General features: G+C 70.3%; 23 protein-coding genes and 1 riboswitch. Of the genes, 9 read left to right on the top strand and 14 right to left on the bottom strand.

Annotated elements, in window-relative coordinates; genetic code table 11:
* The first annotated feature begins 147 nt into the window (after positions 1-147).
* Positions 148-1,833, top strand: a complete 1,686-nt coding sequence (locus OG453_RS31985) for a cytochrome bc complex cytochrome b subunit (protein ID WP_266872037.1) — start codon at positions 148-150, stop codon at positions 1,831-1,833.
* Here the strand turns inward: OG453_RS31985 and OG453_RS31980 are convergent.
* The gene (locus OG453_RS31980) at positions 1,758-3,278 is read right to left on the bottom strand and encodes an aminotransferase class I/II-fold pyridoxal phosphate-dependent enzyme (RefSeq protein WP_266872036.1); all 1,521 of its coding nucleotides are present in this window, start codon (positions 3,276-3,278) and stop codon (positions 1,758-1,760) included. The two genes, OG453_RS31985 and OG453_RS31980, sit on opposite strands and share 76 nt — an antisense overlap.
* Before the next feature lie 73 nt (positions 3,279-3,351).
* On the opposite strand from OG453_RS31980, the gene OG453_RS31975 reads away from it, so the two are divergent.
* From OG453_RS31975 to OG453_RS31950, 6 genes are all read left to right on the top strand, one after another.
* Positions 3,352-4,374 carry a LysR family transcriptional regulator gene (locus OG453_RS31975; RefSeq protein WP_266872035.1) on the top strand — a complete coding sequence of 341 codons (1,023 nt, stop codon included), beginning with the start codon at positions 3,352-3,354 and terminating at the stop codon, positions 4,372-4,374.
* A gap of 233 nt (positions 4,375-4,607) precedes the next feature.
* A complete protein-coding gene (locus OG453_RS31970) occupies positions 4,608-5,390 on the top strand; it encodes an MHYT domain-containing protein (RefSeq protein WP_266872034.1) in 783 nt (260 codons plus the stop codon).
* 109 nt (positions 5,391-5,499) lie between these two features.
* Complete coding sequence (locus tag OG453_RS31965; RefSeq protein WP_266872033.1) at positions 5,500-7,821, top strand: nitrate- and nitrite sensing domain-containing protein; 2,322 nt, start codon at positions 5,500-5,502, stop codon at positions 7,819-7,821.
* Positions 7,821-8,282: a roadblock/LC7 domain-containing protein gene (locus tag OG453_RS31960; RefSeq protein ID WP_266872032.1), complete on the top strand. Its 462-nt coding sequence runs from the start codon at positions 7,821-7,823 to the stop codon at positions 8,280-8,282. The genes OG453_RS31965 and OG453_RS31960 overlap by 1 nt, the downstream gene beginning before the upstream one ends.
* Positions 8,279-8,728: a DUF742 domain-containing protein gene (locus OG453_RS31955; RefSeq protein ID WP_266872031.1), complete on the top strand. Its 450-nt coding sequence runs from the start codon at positions 8,279-8,281 to the stop codon at positions 8,726-8,728. The genes OG453_RS31960 and OG453_RS31955 overlap by 4 nt, the downstream gene beginning before the upstream one ends.
* Positions 8,709-9,308: an ATP/GTP-binding protein gene (locus OG453_RS31950; RefSeq protein ID WP_266872030.1), complete on the top strand. Its 600-nt coding sequence runs from the start codon at positions 8,709-8,711 to the stop codon at positions 9,306-9,308. Before OG453_RS31955 ends, OG453_RS31950 begins: the two co-directional genes overlap by 20 nt.
* A gap of 396 nt (positions 9,309-9,704) precedes the next feature.
* Here the strand turns inward: OG453_RS31950 and OG453_RS31945 are convergent, their stop codons facing one another.
* Positions 9,705-10,190 (bottom strand): hypothetical protein, encoded by a 486-nt coding sequence (locus OG453_RS31945; protein WP_266872029.1) that lies wholly within the window; start codon positions 10,188-10,190, stop codon positions 9,705-9,707.
* Between the two features lie 1,392 nt (positions 10,191-11,582).
* Entirely contained in the window at positions 11,583-11,948 is a 366-nt protein-coding gene (locus OG453_RS31940; RefSeq protein WP_266872028.1) for a helix-turn-helix transcriptional regulator, read from the bottom strand.
* 117 nt (positions 11,949-12,065) lie between these two features.
* Between OG453_RS31940 and OG453_RS31935 the strand changes: the two genes are divergently transcribed.
* On the top strand, positions 12,066-13,439 hold the full coding sequence (locus tag OG453_RS31935) for an MFS transporter (protein WP_266872027.1): 1,374 nt from the start codon (positions 12,066-12,068) through the stop codon (positions 13,437-13,439).
* A 233-nt stretch (positions 13,440-13,672) separates the two neighbouring features.
* Here the strand turns inward: OG453_RS31935 and OG453_RS31930 are convergent, their stop codons facing one another.
* Together OG453_RS31930 and OG453_RS31925 are read right to left on the bottom strand one after the other, a co-directional pair.
* Positions 13,673-14,482 carry a CbtA family protein gene (locus tag OG453_RS31930; protein ID WP_266872026.1) on the bottom strand — a complete coding sequence of 270 codons (810 nt, stop codon included), beginning with the start codon at positions 14,480-14,482 and terminating at the stop codon, positions 13,673-13,675.
* Positions 14,483-14,496: 14 nt separating this feature from the next.
* Positions 14,497-14,724 (bottom strand): CbtB-domain containing protein, encoded by a 228-nt coding sequence (locus tag OG453_RS31925; RefSeq protein WP_266872025.1) that lies wholly within the window; start codon positions 14,722-14,724, stop codon positions 14,497-14,499.
* A 59-nt stretch (positions 14,725-14,783) separates the two neighbouring features.
* Positions 14,784-14,867, bottom strand: a riboswitch (cobalamin riboswitch).
* 175 nt (positions 14,868-15,042) lie between these two features.
* Between OG453_RS31925 and OG453_RS31920 the strand changes: the two genes are divergently transcribed.
* Positions 15,043-15,642 carry a histidine phosphatase family protein gene (locus OG453_RS31920; RefSeq protein WP_266872024.1) on the top strand — a complete coding sequence of 200 codons (600 nt, stop codon included), beginning with the start codon at positions 15,043-15,045 and terminating at the stop codon, positions 15,640-15,642.
* A 647-nt stretch (positions 15,643-16,289) separates the two neighbouring features.
* Here the strand turns inward: OG453_RS31920 and OG453_RS31915 are convergent.
* The 9 genes from OG453_RS31915 to OG453_RS31875 all read right to left on the bottom strand — a co-directional run bounded on the left by OG453_RS31915 (position 16,290) and on the right by OG453_RS31875 (position 26,245).
* Positions 16,290-17,618, bottom strand: coding sequence for a beta-ketoacyl synthase (locus OG453_RS31915; RefSeq protein WP_266872023.1), 1,329 nt, complete (start codon positions 17,616-17,618; stop codon positions 16,290-16,292).
* 189 nt (positions 17,619-17,807) lie between these two features.
* Positions 17,808-18,110, bottom strand: a complete 303-nt coding sequence (locus OG453_RS31910) for a putative quinol monooxygenase (RefSeq protein WP_266872022.1) — start codon at positions 18,108-18,110, stop codon at positions 17,808-17,810.
* 43 nt (positions 18,111-18,153) lie between these two features.
* Complete coding sequence (locus OG453_RS31905) at positions 18,154-19,458, bottom strand: homoserine dehydrogenase (RefSeq protein ID WP_266872021.1); 1,305 nt, start codon at positions 19,456-19,458, stop codon at positions 18,154-18,156.
* Between the two features lie 25 nt (positions 19,459-19,483).
* Positions 19,484-19,984: a flavin reductase family protein gene (locus tag OG453_RS31900; protein WP_266872020.1), complete on the bottom strand. Its 501-nt coding sequence runs from the start codon at positions 19,982-19,984 to the stop codon at positions 19,484-19,486.
* Complete coding sequence (locus tag OG453_RS31895) at positions 19,981-20,778, bottom strand: transporter substrate-binding domain-containing protein (protein ID WP_266872019.1); 798 nt, start codon at positions 20,776-20,778, stop codon at positions 19,981-19,983. The genes OG453_RS31900 and OG453_RS31895 overlap by 4 nt, the downstream gene beginning before the upstream one ends.
* On the bottom strand, positions 20,768-21,499 hold the full coding sequence (locus OG453_RS31890; RefSeq protein ID WP_266872018.1) for a thioesterase II family protein: 732 nt from the start codon (positions 21,497-21,499) through the stop codon (positions 20,768-20,770). The genes OG453_RS31895 and OG453_RS31890 overlap by 11 nt, the downstream gene beginning before the upstream one ends.
* 32 nt (positions 21,500-21,531) lie before the next feature.
* Entirely contained in the window at positions 21,532-22,095 is a 564-nt protein-coding gene (locus OG453_RS31885; protein WP_266872017.1) for a gamma carbonic anhydrase family protein, read from the bottom strand.
* A gap of 3 nt (positions 22,096-22,098) precedes the next feature.
* Positions 22,099-23,259, bottom strand: coding sequence for a MupA/Atu3671 family FMN-dependent luciferase-like monooxygenase (locus OG453_RS31880; protein ID WP_266872016.1), 1,161 nt, complete (start codon positions 23,257-23,259; stop codon positions 22,099-22,101).
* Positions 23,252-26,245: a beta-ketoacyl synthase N-terminal-like domain-containing protein gene (locus OG453_RS31875; RefSeq protein ID WP_266872015.1), complete on the bottom strand. Its 2,994-nt coding sequence runs from the start codon at positions 26,243-26,245 to the stop codon at positions 23,252-23,254. Before OG453_RS31875 ends, OG453_RS31880 begins: the two co-directional genes overlap by 8 nt.
* Positions 26,246-26,280: the final 35 nt, after the last annotated feature.

Genomic DNA, 26,280 nt, shown 5'->3' with positions numbered 1-26,280 from the left:
CGTCACTTCTCGGCGTCGCCTCGCGACCCCACCTCTCGGCGCCAACGCGCCCCGCCCTTCCGTGACATGGGCCACACACCGGCTCCGGCATGTCACACTCCGCCCGCCCGGCCCGTCCCGTGTGTGAGCGCCCACGGGAGGCAAGGGATGTCCGAGAGCACCACCCCGAAACGGACCGAGCAGCGGGCAACGGGAGGCGAACGCGTCGCCGACTGGGCCGACGGACGGCTCGGCGTCTACGGAATCAGCCGCAAATATCTCCGCAAGGTCTTCCCCGACCACTGGTCGTTCCTGCTGGGCGAGATCTGTCTCTACACGTTCATCATCCTGATCATCACCGGCATCTATCTGACCCTGTTCTTCCACCCGTCGATGAACGAGGTGGATTACCACGGCAGTTACCTCCCGCTGAACGGGGTCCGGATGTCGGAGGCGTACGCATCGACGCTCGACATCAGCTTCGACGTACGCGGCGGACTGCTCATCCGGCAGATTCACCACTGGGCCGCGCTGATCTTCGTCGCCGCCATGCTGGTCCACATGATGCGGCACTTCTTCACGGGGTCGTTCCGCAAACCCCGCGAGCTGAACTGGGTGTTCGGCTGGCTGCTGCTCGTACTCGCCCTGTTCGAAGGCCTGTTGGGCTATTCACTCCCGGACGACCTGCTGTCCGGTACGGGGCTGCGTTTCGTCGAGGGCGCGCTCCTCTCCATACCGGTCGTCGGAACGTATCTCTCGTTCTTCCTCTTCGGCGGTGAATTCCCCGGCGACGACATCGTGGCCCGCTTCTACTCCATCCACGTCCTGTTGCTGCCCGGCATCATGGCGGCGCTGGTCGTGACGCACCTGATCCTCGTCGTCTACCACAAGCACACCCAGTTCCCCGGCCCCGGAAAGACCGAACGCAACGTCGTGGGCGCGCCGTTCTTCCCCGTGTATCTCGCCAAGGCGGGCGGATTCTTCTTCCTGGTCTTCGGTGTCGTGACGGTGATCGCGGCGATCGCGTCCATCAACCCGGTCTGGTCGTACGGCCCTTACCGCGCCGACCAGGTCTCCACGGGCGCACAGCCCGACTGGTACCTGGGCTTCGCGGAGGGCCTCGTCCGCGTGATGCCCGGCTGGGAGATCACCCTGTGGGGCCACACCCTGGCCCTGGGCGTGTTCATCCCCTTCATCGTGTTCCCTCTGATCCTGCTCATGATCGGCGTGTATCCGTTCATCGAGGCGTGGATCACCGGCGACCACCGCGAACACCACCTCCTGGACCGCCCCCGAAACCGCCCGGTGCGCACGGGACTTGGCGTCGCCTGGCTCACCATCTTCTTCGTGGCGCTGATCGGCGGCGGCAACGACATCTGGGCGACGCGCTTCCATCTCTCCCTGAACGCCGTCACCTGGTTCGTGCGCGTGGCCCTTTTCGCGGGCCCGGTGATCGCGTTCGTGGTCACGCGACGGATCTGCCTCGGGCTCCAGCGACGGGACCACGACAAGGTGCTGCACGGCAGGGAGACGGGCCGGATACGGCGACTGCCGCACGGCGAGTTCGTGGAGATCCACGAACCCCTGGAACAAGGCGAGTTGCACCGACTGACCCAGCACGAACAGCCCACCCCGCTCGAAGCACTGCCGGACACGGACGAGCACGGGGTCCGCAGACGGGTACGGCGGGCGGAGCGGCTGCGGGTGGCGCTGTCGCAGTGGATGTACGGGGACAGGGCTCAGATCCCGAAGCCGCGTCCGATGGTCGACGCGGGAGTTCAGAGCGAGGAGCAGGCGCCGGCATCGACGACCCGAAGGCCCCCGACAGCTGGGTCGAGTGCGCCGCGTACGTAACCGTTGGGCGCCGCAGCAGTGAGCTGGAGGAAGTCGATCACCTCGCGTGTGATCACCTCGCCCGGCAGCACGTTCGGGATTCCGGGGGGATACGCCGCCAGGGTGTCGGCCGAGACCATGCCCACGGCGTCCTCGGCGCGTACCGCCCGGGAAGGGCTGAGGAAGGCCTCGCGGGCCGTCATCAGTGCGGGTCCGGGGGGAGGCAGCCGTGGGCGGTCGGCGGTGGGCGCGCTGTCCGGCGGTGCGGACGGGAGGCAGTGCAGCGCTTCCACGAAGCGATCCGTGTCCGGGACGGACCCCGCGCCCACCACCGCGACGATCGCGGAGTCCGTCGCCACCTCGACCATGATCTGGTGGTCGCGTGACAGGCGGTGCCGCGCCTCGTGGCCGCTGATGCCGCCGCTGCGGGTGTCGATCGCGATCCGCAAGGGATCGGCGGCGGCTATGTCGGGGAATCTCCCGAAGGTGTCGCTGACGATGGCGAAGCGGCCAAGGCTGCGGATCACTCGTCGCATCTGGTCGGCGGTGGACACGGATGCTCCGATGGCTGCCCGGTCGCGTACGAGAGCGGCGCGTGCGACGTCGAGTGAAGCTGTCAGGAGCGCGCTCGCGCTCGTCGACTGGACCATGCGGAAGGCACGGTCGACCAGCGGCTCGAGGCGCTCGGCGAACGGTCCTTCGGCGAGGTGCAGCATCGCCGACTGCGTGAGGCTGCCCGCCAGCTTGTGCGTGCTGGAGACGACCAGGTCGGCCCCCTGGGCGAGGGCACCGGCCGGCAGGTCGGGGTGGAAGCCGAAGTGCGAGCCCCAGGCCTCGTCGACGAACAGCGGTACGCCGGCGGAGTGCGCGGCGTCGGCCAGGCCGCGGACGTCCGCCGCCGCACCGAAATAGCTGGGAGTCACCACGTAGGCGGCCGCGGCGTCCGGATGCTCCGCCAGCGCCTTGGCCAGGTCCTCAGGGGTGATGCCGTGCGCGATGCCCTGGTCGGCGTCGACCGACGGATGCACGAAGCGGGCGCGCAGCCCGGAAAGGACGAGACCGTCGATGACGCTCGAATGGACACTGCGTTGGACGACCAGTGCGCGGCCCAGGGACGGAGCCACGAGCGAGGCGATCTGGTTTCCCTGCGACGCCCCGTTCGTCAGGAACCAGGTGCGGCGTGCGCCCCAGGCGGCCGCCGCGAGGTCGAGTGCCTGGGCCAGCGGCGATCCGGTGCCGAGATCGAGGCCCTCCAGGAGAGGCGGGAAGTCCAGGCGGAGGGCGTCGGGGCCCATGAGCGACGTCAGCTGATCGAACCGGGCGGTGTCCGCCCCGTGGCCGGGCACATTCAGCCGGAGCCAGCCGCGGCCCGCGTGGGCCTGCAGCGCCGCGGCGTACGGAGCATGGTGCTGACCTGCGGCGGTAGGACATCGTGCGGCGACTGCCGCGGTGGCGGTGCTGTTCACGCCGCCGAGCGTCGCAGGCTTTCAGTCATCGAGGAACACAGGAGTTATCTACACCCCTCCATATGCTGTCTATATGCTTGAGCTTCGTCAGTTGCATGTCCTTACCGCGATCGCGCGCGAGGGGTCACTCGCGGCGGCGGCCCGGATGCTGCACTACAGCCAGCCGACGATCACCCACCACCTGGCCGCGCTCGAGTCCCATTTCGGTGCCCGGCTCGTCCAGCGCGGACCGCGGGGAGCCGAGCTCAACGAACTCGGCGCCACGCTGCTGCCGCATGCCGAAGCGGTCCTGGAGCGGCTCGGTCTGGCCGAGCGGGAGGTCCGCGATCTGGCCGAGCTGGGCACCCGCACCCTGCACATCGGGACCTTCCCGACCGCCGGCGCCCTCCTGCTGCCGCCCGCGGTCAAGGTGCTGCTCCAGGCCGGCGTGCATGCCTCCATGACCGAGGGTGAACTGCCCACTCTGCTCAAGGGGTTGCGGGCCCGGGAACTGCACGCGGCGCTCGTCTTCTCCCAGCCGGGCGACCGGCTCGACCTCGACGACGACTTCGATCTGCATCCCCTGCTGCACGACCCACTGCAGTTGGTGCTGCCGGAGGACCACCGCTGCGCCGGACAGACGCACGTCCGCCTGGAGGATCTCCGCGAGGACAACTGGATCGGTGCCGCCGATCCCGGCGATCCCTGCGACCGCGCTCTCGCCCGTGCCTGCGCGCAACACTCGTTCCAGCCCGTGCACACGCTGCGGACGGACGACTACGCGGTCGTCCAGGGCTTTGTCGCCGCGGGCGCCGGAGTGGCGGTCATCCCCCGCCTCGCCCTGGGGACTCCGCATCCGGACGTCGTCCTGCGACAGCTCGAAGGCGAGCCCCTGGCGCGCGAGATCAGCGTCGTCACCCTGCGCACGTCGGCGGCCTCCACCATCGCGACCTTGATGGACTGCCTCGACCGACAGGCGGGAGAGATCCGGCGGCGCTGGGCGGATGCGGGTGCGGGTGCGGGTGTGGGTGTGGGTGCGGGTGCGGGTGCGGGTGCGGGTGCCGATACCGATGCCGCGGTCGGCGCCGATGCCGATGCCGACTCCGTGCCGGAGTGACACCTTCCGGTTGTCTCGACCCCAATGCCCGAAGCGCCCCGAGGCGCGGCGTGACAAGGGTCGCACCTGAATTCGCGGGCGATGGACGCGCTGTCGCCGCGTGCCCCCTGATCTTGGGCCTACCCGCTGGTAGGCGGCTTTTCCCCATGATTCCAGCGCTGTTGCGGAAGATCGCCTGCGTGTTAGCGTCCCGGACCGTCGGGGGGCCGACCTCGCTGAGCGAGAGGAATTCCGTGGGTCACATGCACCATCTGGCAGGCGGCTGGATCACTCCGGCCCTGTCGTACGCCATGGCCGTCGTCGGCAGCGCGCTGGGACTGCGCTGCACCGTCCGGGCGTTGGCCGCCGAGGGAAAATCGAGAAGGAACTGGCTCGTCACCGCGTCGATCGCGATCGGGGCCGGCATCTGGACGATGCACTTCATCGCGATGCTGGGCTACACCGTCGACGGCACGGCGATCCGTTACGACATCCCGCTCACCCTGCTGAGCCTGATCGTCGCCATCGGAGTCGTCGGGGGCGGCGTCTTCATCGCCGGTTACGGCGGCTCCCGCATCCGTTCCGTCCTGCTCGGCGGGCTCGGCACCGGACTCGGCGTCGCCGCGATGCACTACATCGGCATGGCCGCGGTCCGGCTCAACGGCGACCTTTCGTACGATCCCGTCGTCACCGCCGCTTCCGTGGTCATCGCCATCGTCGCCGCATCGGCCGCGCTGTGGGCCGCGCTCACCATCCGCGGCCCCGCGATCGCCGCCGGCGCCGCCCTCGTCATGGGCCTCGCCGTCAGCAGCATGCACTACACGGGCATGGCGGCCGCCTCCGTCTCCGTCCACGCCGGAACCACCGCACTCGACGGCGCGAGCGCCACCTCCTTCATCCTGCCGCTGGCCGTGGTCCTCGGCTCCTTCCTCTTCCTGACCTGCGCCTACGTCGCCCTGTCGCCGAGCGCCCAAGAGCGTGCCCAGAACGAGGCCGCCGCACGGCCGCTGCGCGAGGTGGAGCTGCCGGCCGCCTGAGGCCGCGTCGCAGCCCAGCACTCCCCCGCGCCCTTCGCGCCGCTCGCCTCTTCCCCTCTTCCCCTCCCCCCCCCCAGACACTCCTGCTCCGCCAAGGAGACGCTTCGCCATGCCCGAACGCCCTCTGCTGCCCGAACGGCTGCGCCCCAAATCCATCAGAGCCAAGGTCGTCACGCTGCTGACCGTCCCGGTCGTCTCGCTGATGGCCCTGTGGGGCCACGCCGCGGTCACCACCGCATCCCAGGTCTCGGCCACCGAGCAGCTCAAGGAGATCAACTCCGCTCTGATCAGGCCCATTTCGGATTTCACCACCGCCGTACAGGCCGAGCGCACCGCGGCCGTCGCCCACCGCGCGGCCCCGAGCGCCGCGACCGAGAGCACCCTGGACGCGGCCGCGTCCCGTACCGACAAGACCGTCACCGCCCTGCGCTCCGGCATAGCCTCCGACACCACCGACATCGCCGCGCTCGACACCACGCTGCCGGACCGCATCCAACGACTCCAGGGCAGTGCCCGGTCGCTCACCGCGACCCGCGCGTCCGCCAAGAACCGCACCACTGGAGCGGACACTCTCCTCGCCCGCTATACCACCGCCGTCGACCGGGCCTTCGCGGTGCGTACGGGGCTCTCCGGCGCCGAACGCGGAGAGCGCCACGAAGCGAGCTCGGACTCCCGTGACGTGATCGAACTCGCCCGCGCCCGCGAGGCGTTGAGCCGGCAGGACGCGGTGCTGGGCGCCGCCAGGGCGACGGGAGCCATGTCACCCGCGCAGTACCGCGAGTTCGTCGGGGACGTCGCGCTGCAGCGTGAGCTGACGCGAGCAGCGGTACCGGACTTGAAGCCGCCGCATGCGGGCGCGTACCACCAGGTCCTTGACGCCGGGGCCACGAGCCGTGTGACCGAAGCCCAGGACGCCGTGCTGCACGCCGGTGCGTCCCGTGCCGTGGGCGCCGTGACGGCCGAGGAGTGGCGGGCGGGTGCGGTGCCGACCCTCTCCGGCCTCGCCGACGCCGAACGCCGGGCGACGGCGGCGGGCACGACAGCCGAGCCCTACTCCCTTTCCACACTGGGCAGTTCGGGCCTCGCGGTGATTCTCGGCCTGGTCGGCGTCGCGGTGTCCTTGCTGCTCTCCGTACGGATCGGACGCGGTCTCGTCACCGACCTCACCAGGCTGCGCAACACCGCGCTCGACCTCGCCGCCACCCGGCTGCCCGCCGCGATGCGCCGCATCCACAACGGCGAGGACATCGACCTCGACCAGGAGGCGCCGCTCGCCCGCACCGAAATCCGGGACGAGGTAGGGCAGGTCGGAGCCGCGCTCACCACCGTCCAACGGGCCGCCCTGCGTGCCGTCGCGGGCCGGGCCGCCGTCCTCACCGGCGTCTCCGGCGTGTACGTCAGCCTCGCCCGCCGCAGTCAGGCCCTCCTGCACCGCCAGTTGGCGCTTCTGGACACGATGGAGCGCCGCACGGACGACCCCACGGAGCTGGAAGACCTCTTCCGGCTCGACCACTTGACGACCCGCATGCGCCGGCACGCGGAATCGCTGCTCATCCTGTCCGGCTCCGCACCGGGCCGTGCCTGGCGCAACCCGGTGCCGCTGATCGACACCGTCCGGGCGGGCATCGCGGAGGCCGCGGACATCAAGCGCGTACGCCTGGAGGGCATCCCCGATCTGCGGCTCGACGGCAGCGCGGTCGCCGACCTGGTGCACCTCGTCGCCGAACTCACCGACAACGCGGCCCAGTTCTCGCCCCCGCACACCCCCGTGGTGGTCCGCGGAGAAGAGGTCGGTGCCGGCGCCGTCCTGGAGATCGAGGACCGGGGTCTCGGCATGGGGGACGACGCGCTGGCCGCGGCCAACGAGCGGATCCGCGCGACGGACGTCGACCTCCTCGACTCCCGCAGGCTCGGCCTGTTCGTGGTCAACCGCCTCGCGCAGCGCCGGCACCTCGAAGTGACGTTGCGCCGCTCGGTCTACGGCGGAGTGACGGCGCTGATCGTCATCCCGCGGCACATCCTCGAGGCCCCGCAGCCGGGCCTGCGTCCACTTCCGGAGCCAGATCTTCCGGAGCCGGACCTGCCGACGCCTGTTCCGCCGAAGGCCGTTCTGCCGGAGCCCGTTCCGCCAGAGCCGGATCTGCCGGAGCCGCCTCCGCCCGTGTTGGATGACCCGGAGCCGTCCCCCCGCCAACGCACGGACACAGCCACCGACAAGGACGGGGAACCCTCCACCGAAGACGGACTCCCGCGCAGAGTCCGTCAGGCGAACCTCGCCCCCGAGCTGCGCAAGGGCGAGCCGGAACCCCCGGCACCCCGCTCGACCCGGCGCTCGCCCGAGGCGGCCCGAGCCACCATGGCCTCCCTCAGCTCCGGCCGCCGCCGGGCCCAGCGGGAACAACCGGACACCACCACTGAAGGAAGTCTTTGATGACCCCGACCTACAACGTCACCAGCCTGGGCGGCGGCAGGGACGACCACACCCCTGAGGGACCGGGGGCGGGCATCGACTGGCTCCTCGACGACCTGGTGACACGAGTCCCCGAGGTCCGGTACGCGGTGATGCTCTCCGGCGACGGCCTCTGCGTCGGGGCCTCCACGGGTCTTGGCCGCGACGAGTCCGAGCGCTTCGCCGCGATCGCCGCGGGCTTCCACTCCCTCGCCAAGGGCGCGGGCCGGCACTTCGACGCGGGCGGCGTCGTCCAGACGATGGTCGAGCTGGAGGGCGGCTTCCTCTTCGTGGTGGCCGCGGGCGACGGCTCGTGCCTCGCCGTGTTCACGGACGGACATGCCGACATCGGCCTGGTGGCGTACGAGATGGCGGTCCTCGTCGAGCGCGTACGCGAACACCTGGACGTCCCCACGAGGACGGACGGCGACGACGCCCCATGACGACCCCGCCCCCGAACCGGCACGGCCCGCACCCGAACCGGCCAGGACCGCACCCCGACCGGACCACCGACGCCTGGACCGACCGCTACGACGAGGCGGCAGGCCCTCTGGTCCGCCTCTACGCCATGACCGCCGGCCGCGCCCACACGGACAACGGCGCCGAGCGCATCGACCTGATGGCCGTCGTCCGAGCCACCGGAGCCACCGCCGGGCCTGTGCTGCCGCCCGAACAGCGCGATCTGCTGGCCCTGTGCGGCAGCGGCCCGCGGCCCGTCGCGGACCTGGCCTCGGACATGGGCCTCCCGCTCGGTGTCGTACGCGTCCTGCTCGGCGACCTGACGACCCACGGCCTGATCAGCATCGCCCCGCCCGCCGCCCCCGCACACACCGCACGCCCCGACATCCCTCTCCTGCGAGAAGTGATCAATGGCCTCCGCGCACTCTGAACAAGCCGCACCCGCCGCCGACTTCACCGCCCTGAAACTGCTCGTCGCCGGCGGCTTCGGCGTGGGCAAGACCACCCTGGTCGCCTCGGTCAGTGAGATCCGACCGCTGCGCACGGAAGAACAGCTCACCGAGGCTTCCCGCCCGGTCGACGACCTTCAGGGGGTGAAAACCAAAACAACCACGACCGTCGCCATGGACTTCGGCCGCATCACCCTGGCCGACGACCTGGTCCTCTACCTCTTCGGCACACCCGGCCAGGACCGTTTCTGGTTCGTCTGGGACGAGTTGGCCACCGGCGCCCTGGGCGCGGTGGTCCTGGCCGACACCCGCCGCCTCGCGGACAGCTTCGCGGCGGTCGACTACTTCGAGAGCCGCGGCATCCCTTTCACCATCGCCGTGAACTGCTTCGACGGCATCCGCACCCACGCCCCCGAGTCCGTGCGCCGCGCCCTCGACCTGCCGCCCGACGTGCCCATCACCCTGTGCGACGTACGTGACCGGGCATCGGGAAAGGACGTACTGATCACCCTGGTGGAACACGTCCTGCACCACGCTGAGCAGACATCCCGGGACGCCTGAGCCCCAACCCCCGCGAAGAGAGCACTGACGGCTCTTCGAGGAGGCTGTCGTCGCGGCGCTCGACTCGGCGACCTCGGCGCGGGCCCGCAGGCCGGGAGCCTCGCTTCGCGCGGCAGCAGCCGGAAGGCGGCCGCGTGATGGACCACCGCGTACAACGCCCAGGAACGGTCCAGCGGGGTGTCCGGCTGCCAATGCGGTGCGGACCCCGGACCTGAGCCGAAGACCAACTCCGGTGCACGGACGAGCAGTTCGACCTTCGCTCCCGCCTCGTGCAGCAGGGGCCGCACTCTCCTGCGCCGACTGCCCGGCCCCGACCACCAGAACCTGACGGCCCGCGAACTTCCCCAGATCGGAATGGTGCGAGCTGTGCGAGGCCAGCGGGGCGGCTCAGGGCTGTCAGACGGCGAGCGGCCGATGAGGGGGTGGGCCACGGCGAATGACCGTGGCGACAAGGAGAGTTCGAACGGGTGGCGCCCGGCCGGGTCGTGGACATGCGCGCCAAGTGGCACCCACGGCAGTCAGGTCCAGGGGCGTGCAGGCAGGAACGAACAGCCTGCGCAGCACCGCACGCATCGCCTTCCACCCCCGCCCGGCCGCGTACAGGACGCGCCGCCGAGTGGCATCCACGCCGTGCAGCAGTACGGCGCACAGGGCTGTCAGTACGACGTGAGCGGCCACCACGGACAACCCCGCGTGCGCGGACGACGTCCACCCCGATTCCGGGTTGATCGCGGCGTCGGCATGCACGAACCCGTAGCTGGAGTCGAACGCCAGATGGTGGACGATGACCGCGACGGAGGTCCCCAGCAGGGAGTACAGCTCCGCCTTGACCCACCCATGATGGGGCGCAAGCCGCGCCGTGTCACTACCGGCGCCGGTCAAGCGCCTGCCGGAGGGGGTACATCCTGGAGTAGAGAGCGGACGCACCCCCTCCGAGGTGGGACATGAAGCGCAGGAACTATCGCCGTATCGCGTTCGCGATCGGCGCCCTCGCGACACTGGCCATGACCCTGTGGGTGGCGACCTGGCTGGTCAAGAACTTCTGACCGACAGGGGCAGCCAGCCACTACGCAAGGCGACAGCGCGGGCGCCCGCGGTGTCAAGGTCGCCTTAGCCAGTTCTGCTCCACGGCCTGCCAAAGCCGGGTCAAGGCAGCCGCCTTCCGCGCACGCCGGGCCGGCCAACGGTAATCAGCGGCCGGCAGGAAGTCGCGTGCTCGCCGGTTCGCCCTGGCCGGTTCGCCATTTGGGTGAAACAGCGCTCTTCTGACGGAGTTCCAGGGGCGTGTCACCGCTCGTTGCTGTTGGCTGCACCGCAGAGATCGACAACGGGAGGTGCGCCTGATGCCCCAGTACGGCGTACTCCTGTGCCGCCTGTCGCGAACTGCGGGCGTCATCGTACTCATCGCCCTTGCCGCACTCCTCCATGGGAGCGCGACCGCCGCCGCGAGCCCTGCGATGCCGGTATCAGTCGCCGCTCCCGACAGTCCGTCGGGCGTTGCGGGCGACAGCTTCGAGTCGAACCGACACGAATCCGGCCAGCACGACGGCGCCCATGCCTGGCGTGCCGGATCAGGCTCCTCGAGCAAGATGCGACACCCCTCGGTGGCACCCCAAGGTGCCAGCGCCATTCATGTCGGTGCCTGGCACGGTGCGGCTTCGTCAGCCCAGTTCATCCGTCGGGCCGCCATGGGCCCCGCGCCCTGTTCCGCGACGGGTTCCAGCCGCGTCCTGCGCTGCTGACCGCTCCCGCGTCCCCGGCAGACGTCCGGGGACGCGCCGCGTCGGTCATCCTTCTCTCGCAGGAGCAGCCAGTCATGCCCGCAGATCCCTTCGCGGTCGTGTGCGCCTTGGTGCGTGCCGAAGCCGCCCGCAGTGCCTCCCTCGCCGGACCGTCGCCCCAGGCCCGGACATCCCAAGTCGAGCCACGTCCCGCCGCTGAGGCGCCGCACCCGCCTACGAGCCATCCGGCCCAGCCTGTCACGCCCGATGGCCCCAACTGAGCCATGTGCTGCGCGGATTGAGGCGCTCACCGCGATCCGTTCTCCGCGTGGTCATCCAGCGCACGACCGGGCGCGGGACGCTGCCGCACGCCTGAGGCCCGCACACGGACGCGCATTCATGCGATGCCGCGGGGACACCGGATGCCAAGCCGGTAAGACCGTCGGCGTCCATCTCGTACGGCGCCGGGCGGGCACGCGGAAGTAAGTGGTGCGGCCCCGGCCGGACGCCCCCGCTGTCCGGCCGGGGCCCACCCATGCCCAGGCCCGAATCCTCAGTCGTGCGGTGCCTGCCCGCTCACCCGGTGATCGGCGTGGCTGAGCGCCTCCATGACCAGCCGCTTCAAGTGGCCGTCAGCCAGGCGGTAGTGGATGTGGCGGCCATCGCGGCGCGTCTCCACAAGGCCGGCGAGGCGGAGTTTGGCCAGGTGCTGGCTGACCGCGGTGCGGGACGCGGCGCAGCGTTCGGCGAGCGAGCCGACGTCCGACTCGCCCTCCCCGAGCGCGAGCAGCCACAGCACATGCAGCCGCGTCGGATCCGAGAGCAGCGCGAACACCCGGGTCGCCTCGGCGAGACGGGCGGTGTCAGGTTCGCGCAGGTGCGCATGGGGCGCAGCTGGGACAGGCTCGCGTTTGGGCATGCGCCCAGCCTAGAGCGGGGTGGACGGGACAGTCTTAATTGTCATGTGCGCAGATGCGCACATGAAAGCTAGGCTGGCTGAACAGCCGATCGCCCCTACGACCGGGGAGCCCTCCGCATGCTGTCCGTTCTGCGCAACCGCACCTACCGTCACCTCTTCACCGCGCAGGTCGTCGCCCTGAGCGGCACCGGTCTGGCGACGGTGGCGCTCAGCCTGCTCGCGTACGACATCGCGGGCGACAGCGCCGGTGAGGTGCTCGGCACCGCGCTCGCGATCAAGATGGCGGCGTACGTGCTCACCGCCCCCGCGATCGGCGCATTCGCCGACCGGCTGCCACGCCGCACGCTGCTGGTGGGCGCCGACCTGATCCGGGCAGGGGTCGCCCTGTGCCTGCCGTTTGTCGGCCAGGTCTGGCAGGTCTACGTCCTGGTCTTCCTCCTCCAGTCCGCGTCGGCGGCGTTCACCCCGGCCTTCCAGGCCGTCATCCCGGACGTACTGCCGAAGGAGCGCGACTACACGCGGGCGCTTTCGCTGTCCCGGCTCGCCTACGACCTGGAGAGCCTGTTCAGCCCGGCACTCGCGGGCCTGCTGCTGACCGTGATGACGTACAACTGGCTGTTCACCGGCACGATGCTGGGCTTCGTGGCGTCGGCCGCGCTGGTCGTGTCCGTCGCGTTGCCGAAGCCGACCGCCGCTCCGCGTACGGGGCCGATCCACGCCAAGGCCACGGCGGGCAGCCGACTCTTCTTCCAGGTGCCGCAGCTGCGTTCCCTGTTGGCTCTGAACCTCGCGGTCGCGGCCGCGAGCGCCATGGTGACCGTGAACTCCGTGGTGTACGTGCAGGGCGTGTTCGGGCTCTCGGTCGGCTCGGTGTCCCTCGCCCTGGGGGCGTACGGCGGCGGCTCGATGGCCGTCGCACTGGTCCTGCCCCGCGTGCTCGACCGGGTCCGGGACCGGACCGTGATGCTGAGCGGGGCACTGCTCCTCGTGGCCATGTTCGCGGGACTCGGAGTCATCACGACCGGGCAGGGCGGGAGTTGGCGCTGGCCCACGCTCCTTGTGACATGGGCGGCGTTCGGTGCGGCGTGCTCGATGGTGCTCACGCCTGCCGGGCGGCTGATCCGGCGTTCGGCTCCGAAGGAGGAACGGGCGGCGGCGTTCGCGGCGCAGTTCTCCCTGTCGCACTCGTGCTGGCTGCTCACGTACCCGCTGGCGGGATGGCTGGGCGGGGCGGCCGGCCTTGGCTGGGCCGTGGCCGGCCTTGGCACCATCGCGCTGGGCGCGGCGGTGGGGGCGCTGCGGCTGTGGCCCGCGCGGGCCGGGGAGCTGGCGGTCGGCCCGATGGGTGCTTCGGCCGTCGATCCGGTGGTCGAGCACGAGCATGCGGGCCTCGCTCCCGACCACCCGCACATCGTCGACGCCCTTGCCGTGGGCGCCGGCTGGCGGCACAGTCACCGACCCTTGGCGGACGCATTGCACGCCCACCACTGACTCCTCGCCCTACGTCGCCGGGGCGAGGCCGCTGCGGTGGGCGAAGACGACTGGCTGGGCGCTGGTGCGCTGCCTCGTCGGCGCGATCGCCGTCGCGCCGACCTGGGTCGCCCTGTCTGTCCATGGAGGGGTCAATGGCCTTCCGACCTGCTGCCCCGCGGCGGTTCAGCAAGCCCCGCCAGCCCCAAAGGGGTTGGCGGGGCCGGGGCCGGTACGTCGCGCTACACGTGGGGTCAGGCGACGACTGGTGTCGGCTGCTCGGCCTCGGTCTTGGCGTCGGCCGCCCGCGGGGCGAGGAGACGCTGTGCCAGGGCTCCGAAGAGGATGCCGAAGACCGCCCACAGCACGGCCTGGATCGCCAGTGAAGCGACCCGGAACTCCCACAACAGGGCTGCGGGGAACCCGGCCTTGACCGCGTCGTCGTTCGCGGGCAGGAACACGAACGCGACAGCGACCACGGCGATGAACCCCGCCCCGGCGGCAAGCGTCGCGTTCCAGTTGCCCAGACGCGGTGCCAGTCGCCGCCCGATGATGACGGCGGCGATGCCGAGCAGCACGCTGAGCAGGATCATCAGGAAGAACAGCGTGGTGCGCTTCGAGATGGTGTCCGGGTTGCCCACCGCGGGTGGGGTCGCCGGGTATTTCAGGAACGGCACGAGGTAGACGGTGGTGAAGGCGGCGGCGGCCGTGAGCGCGGCGGTCGCCCGTGGGCTGAACCGGCCGACGCGGCCCAGCGCGAAGGAGAACGCCAGGGACGCGATGCCGCCCAGAGCGACCCCGTACACCAGAACACCCGTGGCCAGACCGGCGGTCGACTGCACCGACCGGCTGACCGCTTCTTCCTCCTCGGCGGCCTCCTCGTGCGCGGCGCCACCGTGCCCCGCGTGGGGCGCTTCCTGGGCGGCCTGGGCCTCCTCCACGGCGATCGAGCCGTCGACGGGCGGCTCACCGATCGAGTAGGCCACACCGAAGGCGAAGAGTCCGGCGATCAGGCCCGCGAGCATGCCACGGACCAGCAGATTTCTCACAGTTGAGGCGTGCACGTACTTGTCGCCTCTCAGTGGCACGGGAAGCCGAGCAGATGACGACCGTCGTGGACCCACTCGTGCACGTCGGTGCCGGCGAACACGGAGGTGGCACCCTGCTCGGCGCCCACGAAGTAAAGCGCGATCAGCGCCAGGAGTCCGACGAACACCGCCCAGGGCAGGACAGCCCGTACGGGCAGAGCAGCCGGTGCAGGAGCGGAAGTGGCGGAAACGGCAGCATTGACGACAGCATCGGCCATGATGAAACCTCCTTGGGGAACACGCGTCCCATACGGTGGTGCAGGACGACGGTCCACGGGTCTGACTCACCGCGGCGTCACCCTCGAAGGGTTCCGCTTCGGCTCACAGTGGCGCGACCGTGCCGGACTTGCACCGGACTTCCGTCTCGCCGTCGTCACGTTCTGTTGAAATGTTCGCCGTGACCGTACCGCGTGCCGTACCTCCGGCCAAGGGCGTGAGTCGCTTATCACGCCGATACGCCCCCGTCACGCCGACACGCCCCCGCAGATAGGGTTGCCGCGGGTCAACGGCCAGGTGAAGGCCCTGCGGAGGAATCGATGACCGTACGTCTCACGCTGATATCTCCCGCCACGAGTGAAGCTTTGAAGGAGGTCCGCTTCGACGACGACAGTCCTCTCGACCCGGCGGGAATCGCACGCACCGAGGCGGCCGCCGGCTCACTCCCCCCGGCCGTTGCCACCTACACCTCACCGTCCCCGCGCTGCCGCCGGACCGCCCAGGCACTCGGCCTTGCCCGCGCCGAACCTCTCGCCGCCCTCGCCGCCTGCGACATGGGCCGCTGGCGAGGCCAGACGCTGGACTCCGTGGCAGGCGCCGAAGCGGAAGCCGTCGCTCTCTGGCTGGACGACCCGACTGCCGCACCCCACGGCGGCGAATCACTGCGCGAGGTACGCCACCGCGTCGCATCCTGGCTCGATGCCTTGGGCGACCTTGCCGGGCACGTCGTCGCCGTCGCCGAGCCCGACGTGATCCGTGCGGCCCTCGTCCACGCCTTGTCGGCACCCGACCAGGCATTCTGGCGACTGGACGTCCGCCCGCTCACCGCCACCCAGCTCAGCGGCCGCACCGGCCGATGGAACGTCCGCAGCGGTCACGCCCTGACACCACAAGGAACGAGTCCGATGCGGCCGCAATAGGGGCGAGTCAGCCCTGCAGTGCGGGAATCACAGCGCTCCCGTACCCGTCGATGACCCGCTCCCGCGCGTCATGCATCGCGTCGGCCTGGGCTGCTCGCGGGGTGGGGGCGACGGGGCGGGCGCACGGTGGGCACGGTTGCGGGCAATGCACATTCGGCCTGCGGTGTTGCGGTTCATCTGTTGCGGCAACGGCCTGCACTGCGACAGGAGTTGTGCGTTGACGGCGTGGTACAGCTTTCCATGTCGAGCAGGGCACCGGCTCCCGGCACCCCTTGCGCCGCTCGTGAGGATGACCCGCCTCAACTCCTCGAAGCGGAGCGCGCGTTGCACGAGAATGTCTCTCATGCGTGAGTCGCTACGTCAGGAGCCGGAGGCCGAGGTGCTGTCGGAACTGTCGGCCCCGGTCCGTGGCTGAGCACGGCCCAGCGTCGCGACCAGGGAGCGCCAGGCCACGACCGTCGCAACAGGCCGGCCAGGGCGATCGAGTTGGACAGGACGACGTTCACGGCCTCCAGGGATGCGCCCACCGCCGACCACCCCATCCACCCTCAAAGCGAGCTCCATGCACTTCAGGCGAGCGCCGCGCGCGGATCTCCATGGGCCCAAGTGGCCATTGGGCGTCCGGGAACTTCCGGTGGCCCCCTGGCTCAGCGGCGGAAGGCGAGTACCGCGTTGTGGCCGCCGAAGCCGAAGGAGTTGCTCAGGACGAGGTTCCCGTCCTCGGGCACGGGCCTGGGGGCGATGGTCACGACGTCCAGGCCGATGGCGTCGTCGAGGTTCTCGCAGCCGAGCGTGGGCGGGATGAGCCCGTGGTGGAGCGTGAGGACGGACGCCACCGCTTCCACGCCACCGGCCGCACCCTGCAGGTGTCCGAAGTGGCCCTTCAACGATGTCACCGGCACCGGCCGGGCGGCGGCGTCGTGACCCTCCAGGACCTCGCGCAGGGCCCTGGCCTCGGCCAGGTCTCCCTCGACGGTCGCCGTGGCGTGCGCGTTGACGTGGGCGATGTCCCGTGTCGTGGCGTCCGCATCGCGCAGGGCGGCGCGCAGGGCGCGCACGATGCCCGCTCCGGTCGGGTCGGGGGCGGCCATGTGGTGGGCATCGGCGGACAGGCCCCAGCCCGCGGCCTCGCAGTAGATGCGTGCGCCGCGAGCGAGCGCGTGCTCCTCGGCCTCCAGGAGGAGCACGCCGGCGCCTTCGCCGTGCACGAAGCCGTCCCGTGCCTTGTCGAAGGGGCGGGAGGCGCCGTGCGGCTCGTCGTTGCGGGTCGACAACGCGCGCATGGCGGCGAACGCCCCCATGACCGTGGGTGTGAGCACGGCCTCGCTGCCTCCGGCGAGCGCCATGTCGAGGTGGCCGTGGCGGATGCGGTCGATGGCGTTGCCGATGGCTTCCGTGCCGGACGCGCAGGCGCTGGTGACCGTGCGGGCCTCGCCGGTCAGGTGCAGATCGATCGATATCTGCGAGGCCGCCTGCGAGGGGACCGTCATGGCCGCGGCCAGCGGCGGCACGTACCGCGGCCCCTTGTCCCGCAGCCGCCGGTCGGCCTCCACGAGAACGGGGGCGCCGCCGATGATGGTGCCCATGGAGATTCCGGCCCGATCCGCGGCCACCCGGCCCTCCTGGGCGTCCGCGAGCCCGAGACCGGCGTCCTGCCAGGCTTCGCGCGCGGCGATCACGGCCAGGAGCGCGGAGCGGTTCATACGCCGGGCCTGCGCGCGCGGGATGAGCGTGGCCGGGTCGACCGTGACGGGTGCGGCGATACGGACCGGCTGGTCGGCGAACTCCTCACCCGCCAGCTCGCGTACGCCGCACCTGCCGTCCAGCAGCCCCTGCCACAGCTCTGGCACGTCGGCGCCGAGCGGGGTCACCGCCCCGAGCCCGGTGACCACCACCCGGCGGGGGCGACGAAAGCGAGCTTCCTCGGCATCCCCGTCACGAATATTGCCGTCATTCAGATGTACGCCGTTGAACATGGGGGAGCCGCTCTCACAAAAAGGTGCATTGCGCAGGCTTTACGAAGGAGAAACCCCCGCAAGCCCCACCAGCGTAACCGGCCCCAAAACTCATAAATGGCGCGAACGCGGACACTGATGATCAGTGTCACAGCAACATTCCTGACGGCCGCACCCGGCCTTCGGGGGCCGGGTGCGTCAGACGCGGCGTCAGGCCAGGCTCTCGGCATCGACCTTGACGACCTGCGCGGGACCCGCGCGGAACGCCGGGCTTGCCGCGTCGGCCTCGATCATGTGCGGGGTGGCGTCATGGGCGGCGAGCGCACCCTCCGACGCCCACCGTTCGATGAGCACGAACCGGTCGTGGTCGCCGCTCACCTGGTGCATGTCGTACTGCAGGCATCCCTCTTCGGCGCGCACGACCGGCGCGAGACGCTCGTAGGCGTCGATCTGCTCCTGGCCGCGGCCCGGGAGAGTGGTGATGTGGATGACGAGCTGTATCGGCTGAGACATTCCTTGATTTCCTGTCTTTCAGTGTTTGCTGTGCATGGATTCGCTATGCATGGATGCGCAGCACCCGGTGCACGCCCCGGACATGCGCGAGCTCGCTCAGTTCGCTCAGCGCGCTGTCCAGCGCGTGTTCCGGTGCCGGGAAGGTGATGAACACGACGCGCGCCTGCTGTTCCGATCCGCGCTGGTCCACCGTTCGGATCGATACGCCGTGGCGGCCGAATACCCCTGTCACCTCGGACAGGACGCCGGGCGCCTCGTCCACATCGGCCCGGACGTAGTAGGAGTGCACCAGCTCCCGTGCCGGGCGCAGGCTCGCGGTCGGGCCGACCGGGATGTGCCGGTGCCTGCCGCGCAGCAACTGGTCCGCGGCGCCGACGACGTCGCCGAGGACCGCCGACGCCGACGGGCGGGGGCCCGCGCCGTGGCCGTAGAACATGAGCTCGCCCGCGGCGGACGTGGTGACGAACACCGCGTTGAAACTGTCGCGCACGCTTGCCAGCGGATGGTCGCGGGCGACCAGGGCCGGGAAGACCTGGGCGCCTATCGCCCCCGGGGCATCGGCGCCGCCGGTGGGGTCGGCGAACCGCTCGGCCACGGCGAGGAGCTTGATCACGAACCCGAACCGGGCGGCCAGTTCGAAGTCCTCCCGGTCGAGACCGACGATGCCCTCCCGGCTGACGCCGTCGACCGGTACCGCCTGGTTGAAGGCGAGCGAGGCGAGTATGGCGATCTTGGACGCCGCGTCGGCGCCCTCGATGTCGGCGCTCGCGTCGGGCTCCGCGTACCCGAGCCGTTGGGCCTCGGCCAGCGCCTCGTCGAAGCTCAGGCCGTCGCTCATCATGCGCGTGAGCATGAAATTGGTGGTGCCGTTGATGATGCCGACAACGCGCCGCACGTCCTCGGCGAGGAGCGATTCCCTGATGGGACGCAGAATAGGCACCGCCGCCACCGCGGCGGCCTCGAAGAAGAGGTCGACCCCTGCCGCGTCGGCCTCGGCGAACAGTTCGGGCCCCTGGCTCGCGATGAGCTCTTTGTTGGCGGTGACGACGGATTTTCCGGAGCTCAGCGCGGTCCTCACCAGTTCGCCGGCCGGCCCGGTTCCGCCGATCAGCTCGACCACGACATCGACGTCGTCGGCCTTCACCACATCGTGGACGTCGCCGGTGAACAGCTTCGGATCCAGTGCGGACGAACGCGGCTTGTCCGGATCGCGCACCGCTATGCGTACGAGATCAAGGGTGATGTCCGATACGTCCGCGACCGCCGCCCGCCGCTCGACGAGCAGTTCGGCAAAGGCCTCCCCGACCGTTCCGCACCCGAGCAGACCGATTCTGACGTGCTTTCTCATGTGTGTTCCGTCGTTCCGTTTGTTCCTAGTGCGAAAGGTGGGTTCCGAAGCTGCGGCGGTAGTAGACGAGAGGCGCCTTGGTCTCGACGTGCTCCGCTTCCGCGACGTCCACGCGCCCGAGCACGATGACGTGGTCCCCGCCGTCCACCAGATCGGCCACGCCCGCCGCTATCCACGCCGAGGTCCTGGCGATGCGCGGAACGCCGTGGTCGATGTCCCAGGACGTCCCGTGGAACTTGTCGACGACGCTCTTCGACGCGAAGGACATCGCCAGGTCGGCCTGGTCGGCGCCGAGCACATTGAGCCCGAGTCGGCCGGACTCGCGGATGACGTCGAGCGTTCTGGACTTCCGGTCCAGGCTGACCATGACCATCGCCGGAGTGATCGAGAGCGAGGCGAACGCGCTGACCGTCGCCCCGCACGGAGCGCCGCCCCGGGACATGGCCGTCACGATCGAGACGGGCGTGGCCACACAGGCCATGACGTCCCTGAAGGCGTCCTGCAACGTGGTTTCAGTGGTGTTCATCGATCCTGCCTGTTCCGATCCACAAATGTGTCGTCCGCGAGGTCCATGTCCAGGCCGAACCCGAGACCGGGGAGCTCGTCGACGAACCACGAGGTGAGAAGCGCGGGATATGCGTCGGATGCGAGCACTTCGTCCAGCGCCGCATCGACGGCGCGGACGAGTTCCCGGTCGTCACGCCGCATCATGAATCCGTAGAACTCCCCACCGAGCCGGACGTCGAGGAGCGTGATGTCCTCGTGCGCCGCGCCGCCCCGGAGCAGCGACCTGAGGATCACCTCGTCCGCCACCATGGCCCCTGTGCCCGGGTCGCCCAGGAACGCGTCCCTGGCCGCGCCGATGGAGTCCACACCGACGAAGGTGTACGGGAACTCCAGGTCGGTCCGGCTCTCGAGCGCGGCCTGGCTGGTCGACCCCTGGATACCGACGATCCGCGGACCGCCCGCCACCTCGAACGCGCCGGGCTTCACCGCGATCCGGTGGGAGGTGCGGAAGATCGGCCTGCTGAACGCAGAGCGCAGCCGCCGCTCCTGCGTGATCGTCGTCGATCCGCACTCGATGTCGATGCGCCCCTCCGCGAGCAGCCGCTCCCGCGTGGAGGACGTGACCTCGACGGCCTCCAGCGGCGGCATCGCGTGCGCACCGCCGAAGACCTTGGCGAGAACGAGGCGCGCCAGGTCCACCGAGTAGCCGACGGGGTCGAACTCCGCGGTCGGTGCGTGCGCGTAGCTGAACGGCGGGGTGTTCCGCTGGAAGCCGACACGGACAACCGCACGGTCACCTGCATTAGTGGACAACGATCGCCCCTCTGTCCGTTCCGTCCGTCGGGCTCTGAGCCGCGAGCTCCGTCACGAGCCCGAGCAGCGGTGCGGGGTCCGCGAGGAGGTACATGTGTCCTCCGGACACCGTCAGTTGAGAGAAGTGCCGCGTGGTCAGCGACGCCCAGCCGGCCATCGCGTCGGGCGCCACCAGGTGGTCCTGGTCGGCCGAGACGCAGTACAGGTCGACAGGGAGCGACCGGGGCACGAGGGTGGGGAACTCGCGGGACATCCACGCAAGGTCGGCGGCGAGGAGGTCCGCGTGGAACGCGTCGGCGGCCCCGCCCCCGTCCACGGTGGCCGCCCCGCGGACCTCCCGCGGCGACCACGCGCCGATGCGGGAGGTGTACGGAGGCGGCGCCTGGGCCGAAAGGACCACCCGCACCCGGCGCCGGTAGACCGCCCAGATCGCGTCGGCGACCGCCCACGCGACGGTCGCGCCCATGCTGTGACCGAGGAGCACGATGTCGTCGTACGGCAGTGCGCAGATGCGCTGGGCGATCTCCACGGCGAGGTCGCCGAGGATCACGTCGGTGAGCGGCTCCGCCGCGCGGTCCTCGCGCCCCTTGAGCTGGACCAGGACCACGTCCAGGTGCGGGGCGAGCTCCCCCGCCCAGCCGCGGAACGCGGAGCTGCCCCCACCCGCATGGTGGAAACAGACGAGCGCGCTGCGGTGGCCGTGCGCGTATCGGCTCAGCAACCGTGCCTCCGCGCCGTGGATATGACGGCCCATCAGCTACCGGCCCGGGTCTCGGATCGCTCGTGTCCCGGTACGACGACGCGGGCGAGTCCGGTGCGGTACTGGTCCGCGAGTTCCCGGTACTCGGCGGCGGTCTCGTCGAGGACCGCCACGTCGCTGTCGCTCAGTGCCATCAGGACGGTCGCGGGGTTGCCAGCGATGAGACTCCGCGCCGGGTAGACGGGTCCCGCACCGAGTACGATGCCCGCGGAAATCCGGCAATTCGCCCCGATCTTCACCCCGTTGAGCAGCATCGCGCCGATGCCGACGACTGTTCCGGCACCGACCTCGCAGCCGTGAAGCACCGCGCTGTGGGCGACCGTGACGTTCTCGCCGACGGTCAGCGGGCAGTCGGGGTCGGAGTGCAGCATCGCGTGATCCTGGATGTTCGCACCCCGGCCGATGCGGACGGGTCCCTTGTCCCCGCGAATGGTCACGCCGGGCCAGAGGCTGACGTCCGCCTCGATCTCGACGTCGCCGATCACCACGACGTCGTCGAAGGCGTAGACGCTCGGGTGGATACGCGGCCGGACGCCCTGGAAGCTGTAGGTCTTCATGGGTCAGGCTCCCTTCTGCAGAAGCGGCGAGAGCCGGGCGAGGCTCGCGAGGACCTCGTCCTTGGACAGCCCGAAGTCGACGAGGCAGGCGACCTCGTTCACGCCCATCGAGCGGAAGTTCTCCAGCGTGGTACGGGCCCGGTCCGCATCGCCGATGAGCGAGCTGGTGGAGACGTACCGCTGGAACACCATCTCCAGGAACTCGTCCCGGTCGGCGTCGAGGTTCTGGAGCGTCGCGGACTTGTCCTTCGACTCGCTCTGGCCCGAGGTCGCGTGCTGCGTGACGAAGGAGCCCAGGTACTCGATCATGGCCGGCCGGACCCGCTCCACGGCCTCGTCCGCATCGGCGCCGACATAGGTGTGCAGCATCAGCGACACGACACCGCCGTCGGGATCGAGCCCTACCCGGGCGCGTGCCTCGCGGTAGATCTCGATGCGCTTGTGGAGTTCGGCGGGGCCGAAGTTGATGAGCGCCGTCAGGACGTTGAGGCCGTTCTCCCCCGCGAACCGCCAGGAATCCGCGTTCTTCGACGAGGTGAGCCAGAGCGGGAGTTCCGGCTGCACGGGCCGCGGGTAGGTCAGGATGTCGTGCTGCTCGCCCAGGGCGTCGGTCCGCGCGACGGGGTTCCCGCGCCACAGGTTCTGGAGCTCCTCCCGCGCCTCGTTGAGCAGCTTGCCCCGGCTCTCGAACCCGTCGGGGTTGAGGACGAAGTCCCGCGCGTGCCAGCCGGGCGCCACCGCGAGGTCCACGCGCCCGCCCGACAGATTGTCGACGAGCGCCCACTCCTCCGCCGCGCGCAGCACGTTGTGCAGCGGCAGGTTGATGCTGCCCGACCGGATCCGCACGCTCTTCGTGATCACGGCCAGTGCCGCGCCGAGGACCGCCGGGTTGGGGTAGGCACCGCCGACCTCGGTGAAGTGCCGTTCCGGCGTCCAGATCGCGCTGAATCCGGCGCCGTCGACATAGCGGGAGACCTCGAGCAGCAGATCATAGGGATCGCTGTCGCCGCTGAGGCCCGAGAAGAAGATGACACCCACGTCGGGCAGGGTGGACGGGGAGGACGCCTGGTGTGCGCGGGGTTCGGGGGCCTTCGTGGTCCCCGACTTCAGTCTCTCCTTCAGCTTCGCCAGCTGACCGGCTTCGAGGAAGGAATTCTCAGGCATGGACAGGCTCCTCGAGCAGTAGTGCCTTGATCACGTTCGTGGTCGCCGAGACCGAGCTGTTCTCGTAGAAGTCCCGGACGGAGAAGTCGAGTTCGAAGGTCTCGCGCAACTTGTTGATCAGCTGGATCGCCATGAGCGAGTTGCCGCCGAGATCGAAGAACTCGCGGTCGTCGTCCGACGCCGACGCGCCGAGGAAGCTCTCGAAGATGCCCGCGACGATCCGCCGGATCTCCTGGGTCGCCTCGTCGGATTCGCCGCCCGGCGCCGACTGCGGCGAGTCGTCGTCCCGGGTGTCGCTCGCCGCGGGCACGGCCGCCGCCGACGGCTTGGGCGCGTCCCCTGCCGCACGAACGCTCTGGGCGTCGCCCGCGGCGTATCCGAGCGTCGGCTCCACCCAGTGGATGTGCCGCTCGAAGGCGTACGTGGGCACGGACGTCATGCGCGTGGCGCTCGCACGGTCCTCGATGGACACCTCGGGGTCGGCGGCCCAGCCGAGCGCGACGGCGTCCGCGAATGCCTCGTCCTCGTGCTCCACCTCGCCGAGCGCCTGCGCCAGTTCGAGGGTCGAGGCGGCAGCGGAGCCGAAGCCGGCCCGGACGAGGTTGCTCATCGACCGCCCGGGGCCGATCTCGATGAACCGGGTCACCCCCAACTCCCGCAGCGTGTCCACGGATTCGGTGAACTCGACGGTGCGCAGCAGGTGGTCCGCCCAGTAGTGCGGGCTCTTGGCCTCGTACTCCGTGAGCAGCCGGCCGGTGATGTTCGACACCAGCGGAATCCGCGGCGCCCGGAAGGCGACCGACTTCAGGACGTCGCGGAACGCGTCCGCGGCGTTCTGCATGAGCGGCGAGTGGAAGGCGTGCGACGTCGCGAGGCGCTGGTGGTGCAGACCTGCCTCGGCGGCGCGCGCGGCGGCCGCCTCGATGGCCTCGTGGGTGCCGGACAGCACGGACTGCTGAGGGGAGTTGGTCGCCGCGACCACCAGGGGCCCGCCGTCCAGCAGGTCCGCGAACGGTTCGAGGCTGCCGACAGCGAGCATCGCCCCGGTCGGGCAGTCGCCCATGAGCCGGGCCCGCGTCGCGACGAGCTCGGCCGCGGTGGGCAGGTCGAAGACGCCCGCGACCGTCGCGGCGACGACCTCGCCGAGGCTGTGCCCGAAGAGGTAGCGCGGACGGACGCCCGCGTCGATGAGCGCGGTCGCCAGTGCGTACTCGACGGCGAACAGGAGCGGCTGCGCCACGGAGGTGCCGATGCCGTCGACCTGCCCGTCGGGGCCAAGGTAGTCGCGTACGTCGAAGTCGGTGTGCGCGTTCACCGCGTCGATCGCCTCGTCGAGCCGGCGGGCGAACTGCTTGTTCTTCGCGGCGAGCACGGCGCCCATGGCCCGGCGCTGCGTCCCCTGCCCCGCGAAGACGAACGCGATCTCGTTCGCCCCCGCCTCGGCTCCCTGGTGGTAGCGCTCGGCCTTCAGCCGGGCGACCGCCTCGGCCCGGTCGACCACGGCCAGCGCCGCGCGGAAGGGATGCCGTGTCCTGCCTTCGCGCAGCGTGTACGCGTACTGGGCGAGCGAGGCGTCCGGATCCGCGGCGAGGTGCGCGGCGAGGGCGTCCGCCTGTCGCCGCAAGGCCGCTTCGGACCGCGCCGAGAAGGTGAGGATGCTCGGTCCCGCGGTCGGCTCGGCGGGCTCGGCCGGGGCCTGATCGAAGCTCTTGAGGATGACGTGACTGTTGGTGCCGCCCATGCCGAAGGCGCTCACACCGGCCCAGTTCTCGGTGTCGCTCTCAAGGGCCCGGCCTTCGGTGGTCACGAAATACCGTGAACCGTCCAGGTCGAGCGCCGGGTTGACCTCGCCGATGTTGATGGTCGGCGGCACGTACTTGTGCTTGAGGACCAGCGCCGCCTTGATCAGGCCGATGATGCCCGCGGCGATGTTGAGGTGCCCGAAGTTGCCCTTGAGCGAGCCGATGCCGCAGGGCGCACCGTCGTAGCCGTACGCCTGCTTGATCGCTTCGATCTCGATCGGGTCGCCGAGCGCCGTGCCCGTGCCGTGCGCCTCGATGTACGTGATGTCGGTCTGCTTGGCGCCCGAGAGCTGCAGGGCGTCGGCCAGCACCCCGACCTGTCCCGAGACGCTCGGCGCGGTGAAACTCACCTTCTGGGCACCGTCGTTGTTCACCGCCGAACCGGCGATCACTGCGTGCACCTCGTCGCCGTCGGCGATCGCGTCGCGCAGCCGCTTCAGCAGGACGAGGCCGAGGCCGTTGGTGAAGAGTGTGCCGTTGGCACCGGCGTCGAACGGACGGCAGACACCGTCCGGGGAGAGCACACCGCCGACCTGGTACGGATATCCGGACTCCTGCGGAACGCGGACGTACACCGCACCGGCGACCGCGGCGTCGCACTCGTTCAGGAGCAGGCTCTGCACGGCCGAGTGCACGGCCACGAGCCCGGTCGAGCAGGCGGTCTGCACGTTCACGCTGGGTCCGCGCAGATTCAGCTTGTACGAGATCCGGGTGGCCAGGAAGTCCTTGTCGTTGCCATGCCGCACGACCATCTCGCCGAGCGACTCGACCAGGTCGGGGCGGTGCAGGGCGCCGAAGAGGTACGTGCTCATGCCCGAGCCCGCGAAGACGCCGATCCGCTGCTGGGTGCGGTGCGGATCGATGTTGGCCCGTTCCAGGAGCGACACCGACGACTCGAGCATGAGGCGCTGCTGGACATCGAGGACATCCGCCTCGCGCGAGGAGTAGCCGAAGTACGTGGAATCGAACTCGGCGACGCCCTCCAGGACCCCGGCCCGCTTCACGTAGTCCGTACGCGACCGTCGGCTCTCCGGCACCCCTGCCGCCGCGACCTCCTCGTCGGTGAGGTCCCGGATGGCGCTCTCGCCGTCCACCAGCTTCTGCCAGAACTCCTCGACGCTGCCCGCCTGCGGCAGTCGGCAGTCCATCGAGACGATCGCGATCAGCTCGTCATCACTTTCCATGTTCATCCTTAGTCGGTGCCGTACAAGAGGGCGTT

It is taken from the genome of Streptomyces sp. NBC_01381 (assembly GCF_026340305.1).
GTDB lineage: Bacteria > Actinomycetota > Actinomycetes > Streptomycetales > Streptomycetaceae > Streptomyces.
This window is presented reverse-complemented; position numbering and strand designations above follow the sequence as displayed.

Excerpts from the sequence above, each read along its gene's own strand:
- OG453_RS31960 (WP_266872032.1), top strand. The coding sequence starts at position 7,821 with ATGACCCCGACCTACAACGTCACCAGCCTGGGCGGCGGCAGGGACGAC.
- OG453_RS31900 (WP_266872020.1), bottom strand. The coding sequence starts at position 19,984 with ATGAACACCACTGAAACCACGTTGCAGGACGCCTTCAGGGACGTCATG.
- OG453_RS31955 (WP_266872031.1), top strand. The coding sequence starts at position 8,279 with ATGACGACCCCGCCCCCGAACCGGCACGGCCCGCACCCGAACCGGCCA.
- OG453_RS31905 (WP_266872021.1), bottom strand. The coding sequence starts at position 19,458 with ATGAGAAAGCACGTCAGAATCGGTCTGCTCGGGTGCGGAACGGTCGGG.
- OG453_RS31880 (WP_266872016.1), bottom strand. The coding sequence starts at position 23,259 with ATGCCTGAGAATTCCTTCCTCGAAGCCGGTCAGCTGGCGAAGCTGAAG.
- OG453_RS31940 (WP_266872028.1), bottom strand. The coding sequence starts at position 11,948 with ATGCCCAAACGCGAGCCTGTCCCAGCTGCGCCCCATGCGCACCTGCGC.
- OG453_RS31885 (WP_266872017.1), bottom strand. The coding sequence starts at position 22,095 with ATGAAGACCTACAGCTTCCAGGGCGTCCGGCCGCGTATCCACCCGAGC.
- OG453_RS31965 (WP_266872033.1), top strand. The coding sequence starts at position 5,500 with ATGCCCGAACGCCCTCTGCTGCCCGAACGGCTGCGCCCCAAATCCATC.
- OG453_RS31920 (WP_266872024.1), top strand. The coding sequence starts at position 15,043 with ATGACCGTACGTCTCACGCTGATATCTCCCGCCACGAGTGAAGCTTTG.
- OG453_RS31975 (WP_266872035.1), top strand. The coding sequence starts at position 3,352 with ATGCTTGAGCTTCGTCAGTTGCATGTCCTTACCGCGATCGCGCGCGAG.
- OG453_RS31925 (WP_266872025.1), bottom strand. The coding sequence starts at position 14,724 with ATGGCCGATGCTGTCGTCAATGCTGCCGTTTCCGCCACTTCCGCTCCT.
- OG453_RS31875 (WP_266872015.1), bottom strand. The coding sequence starts at position 26,245 with ATGGAAAGTGATGACGAGCTGATCGCGATCGTCTCGATGGACTGCCGA.
- OG453_RS31985 (WP_266872037.1), top strand. The coding sequence starts at position 148 with ATGTCCGAGAGCACCACCCCGAAACGGACCGAGCAGCGGGCAACGGGA.
- OG453_RS31910 (WP_266872022.1), bottom strand. The coding sequence starts at position 18,110 with ATGTCTCAGCCGATACAGCTCGTCATCCACATCACCACTCTCCCGGGC.
- OG453_RS31915 (WP_266872023.1), bottom strand. The coding sequence starts at position 17,618 with ATGTTCAACGGCGTACATCTGAATGACGGCAATATTCGTGACGGGGAT.
- OG453_RS31935 (WP_266872027.1), top strand. The coding sequence starts at position 12,066 with ATGCTGTCCGTTCTGCGCAACCGCACCTACCGTCACCTCTTCACCGCG.
- OG453_RS31950 (WP_266872030.1), top strand. The coding sequence starts at position 8,709 with ATGGCCTCCGCGCACTCTGAACAAGCCGCACCCGCCGCCGACTTCACC.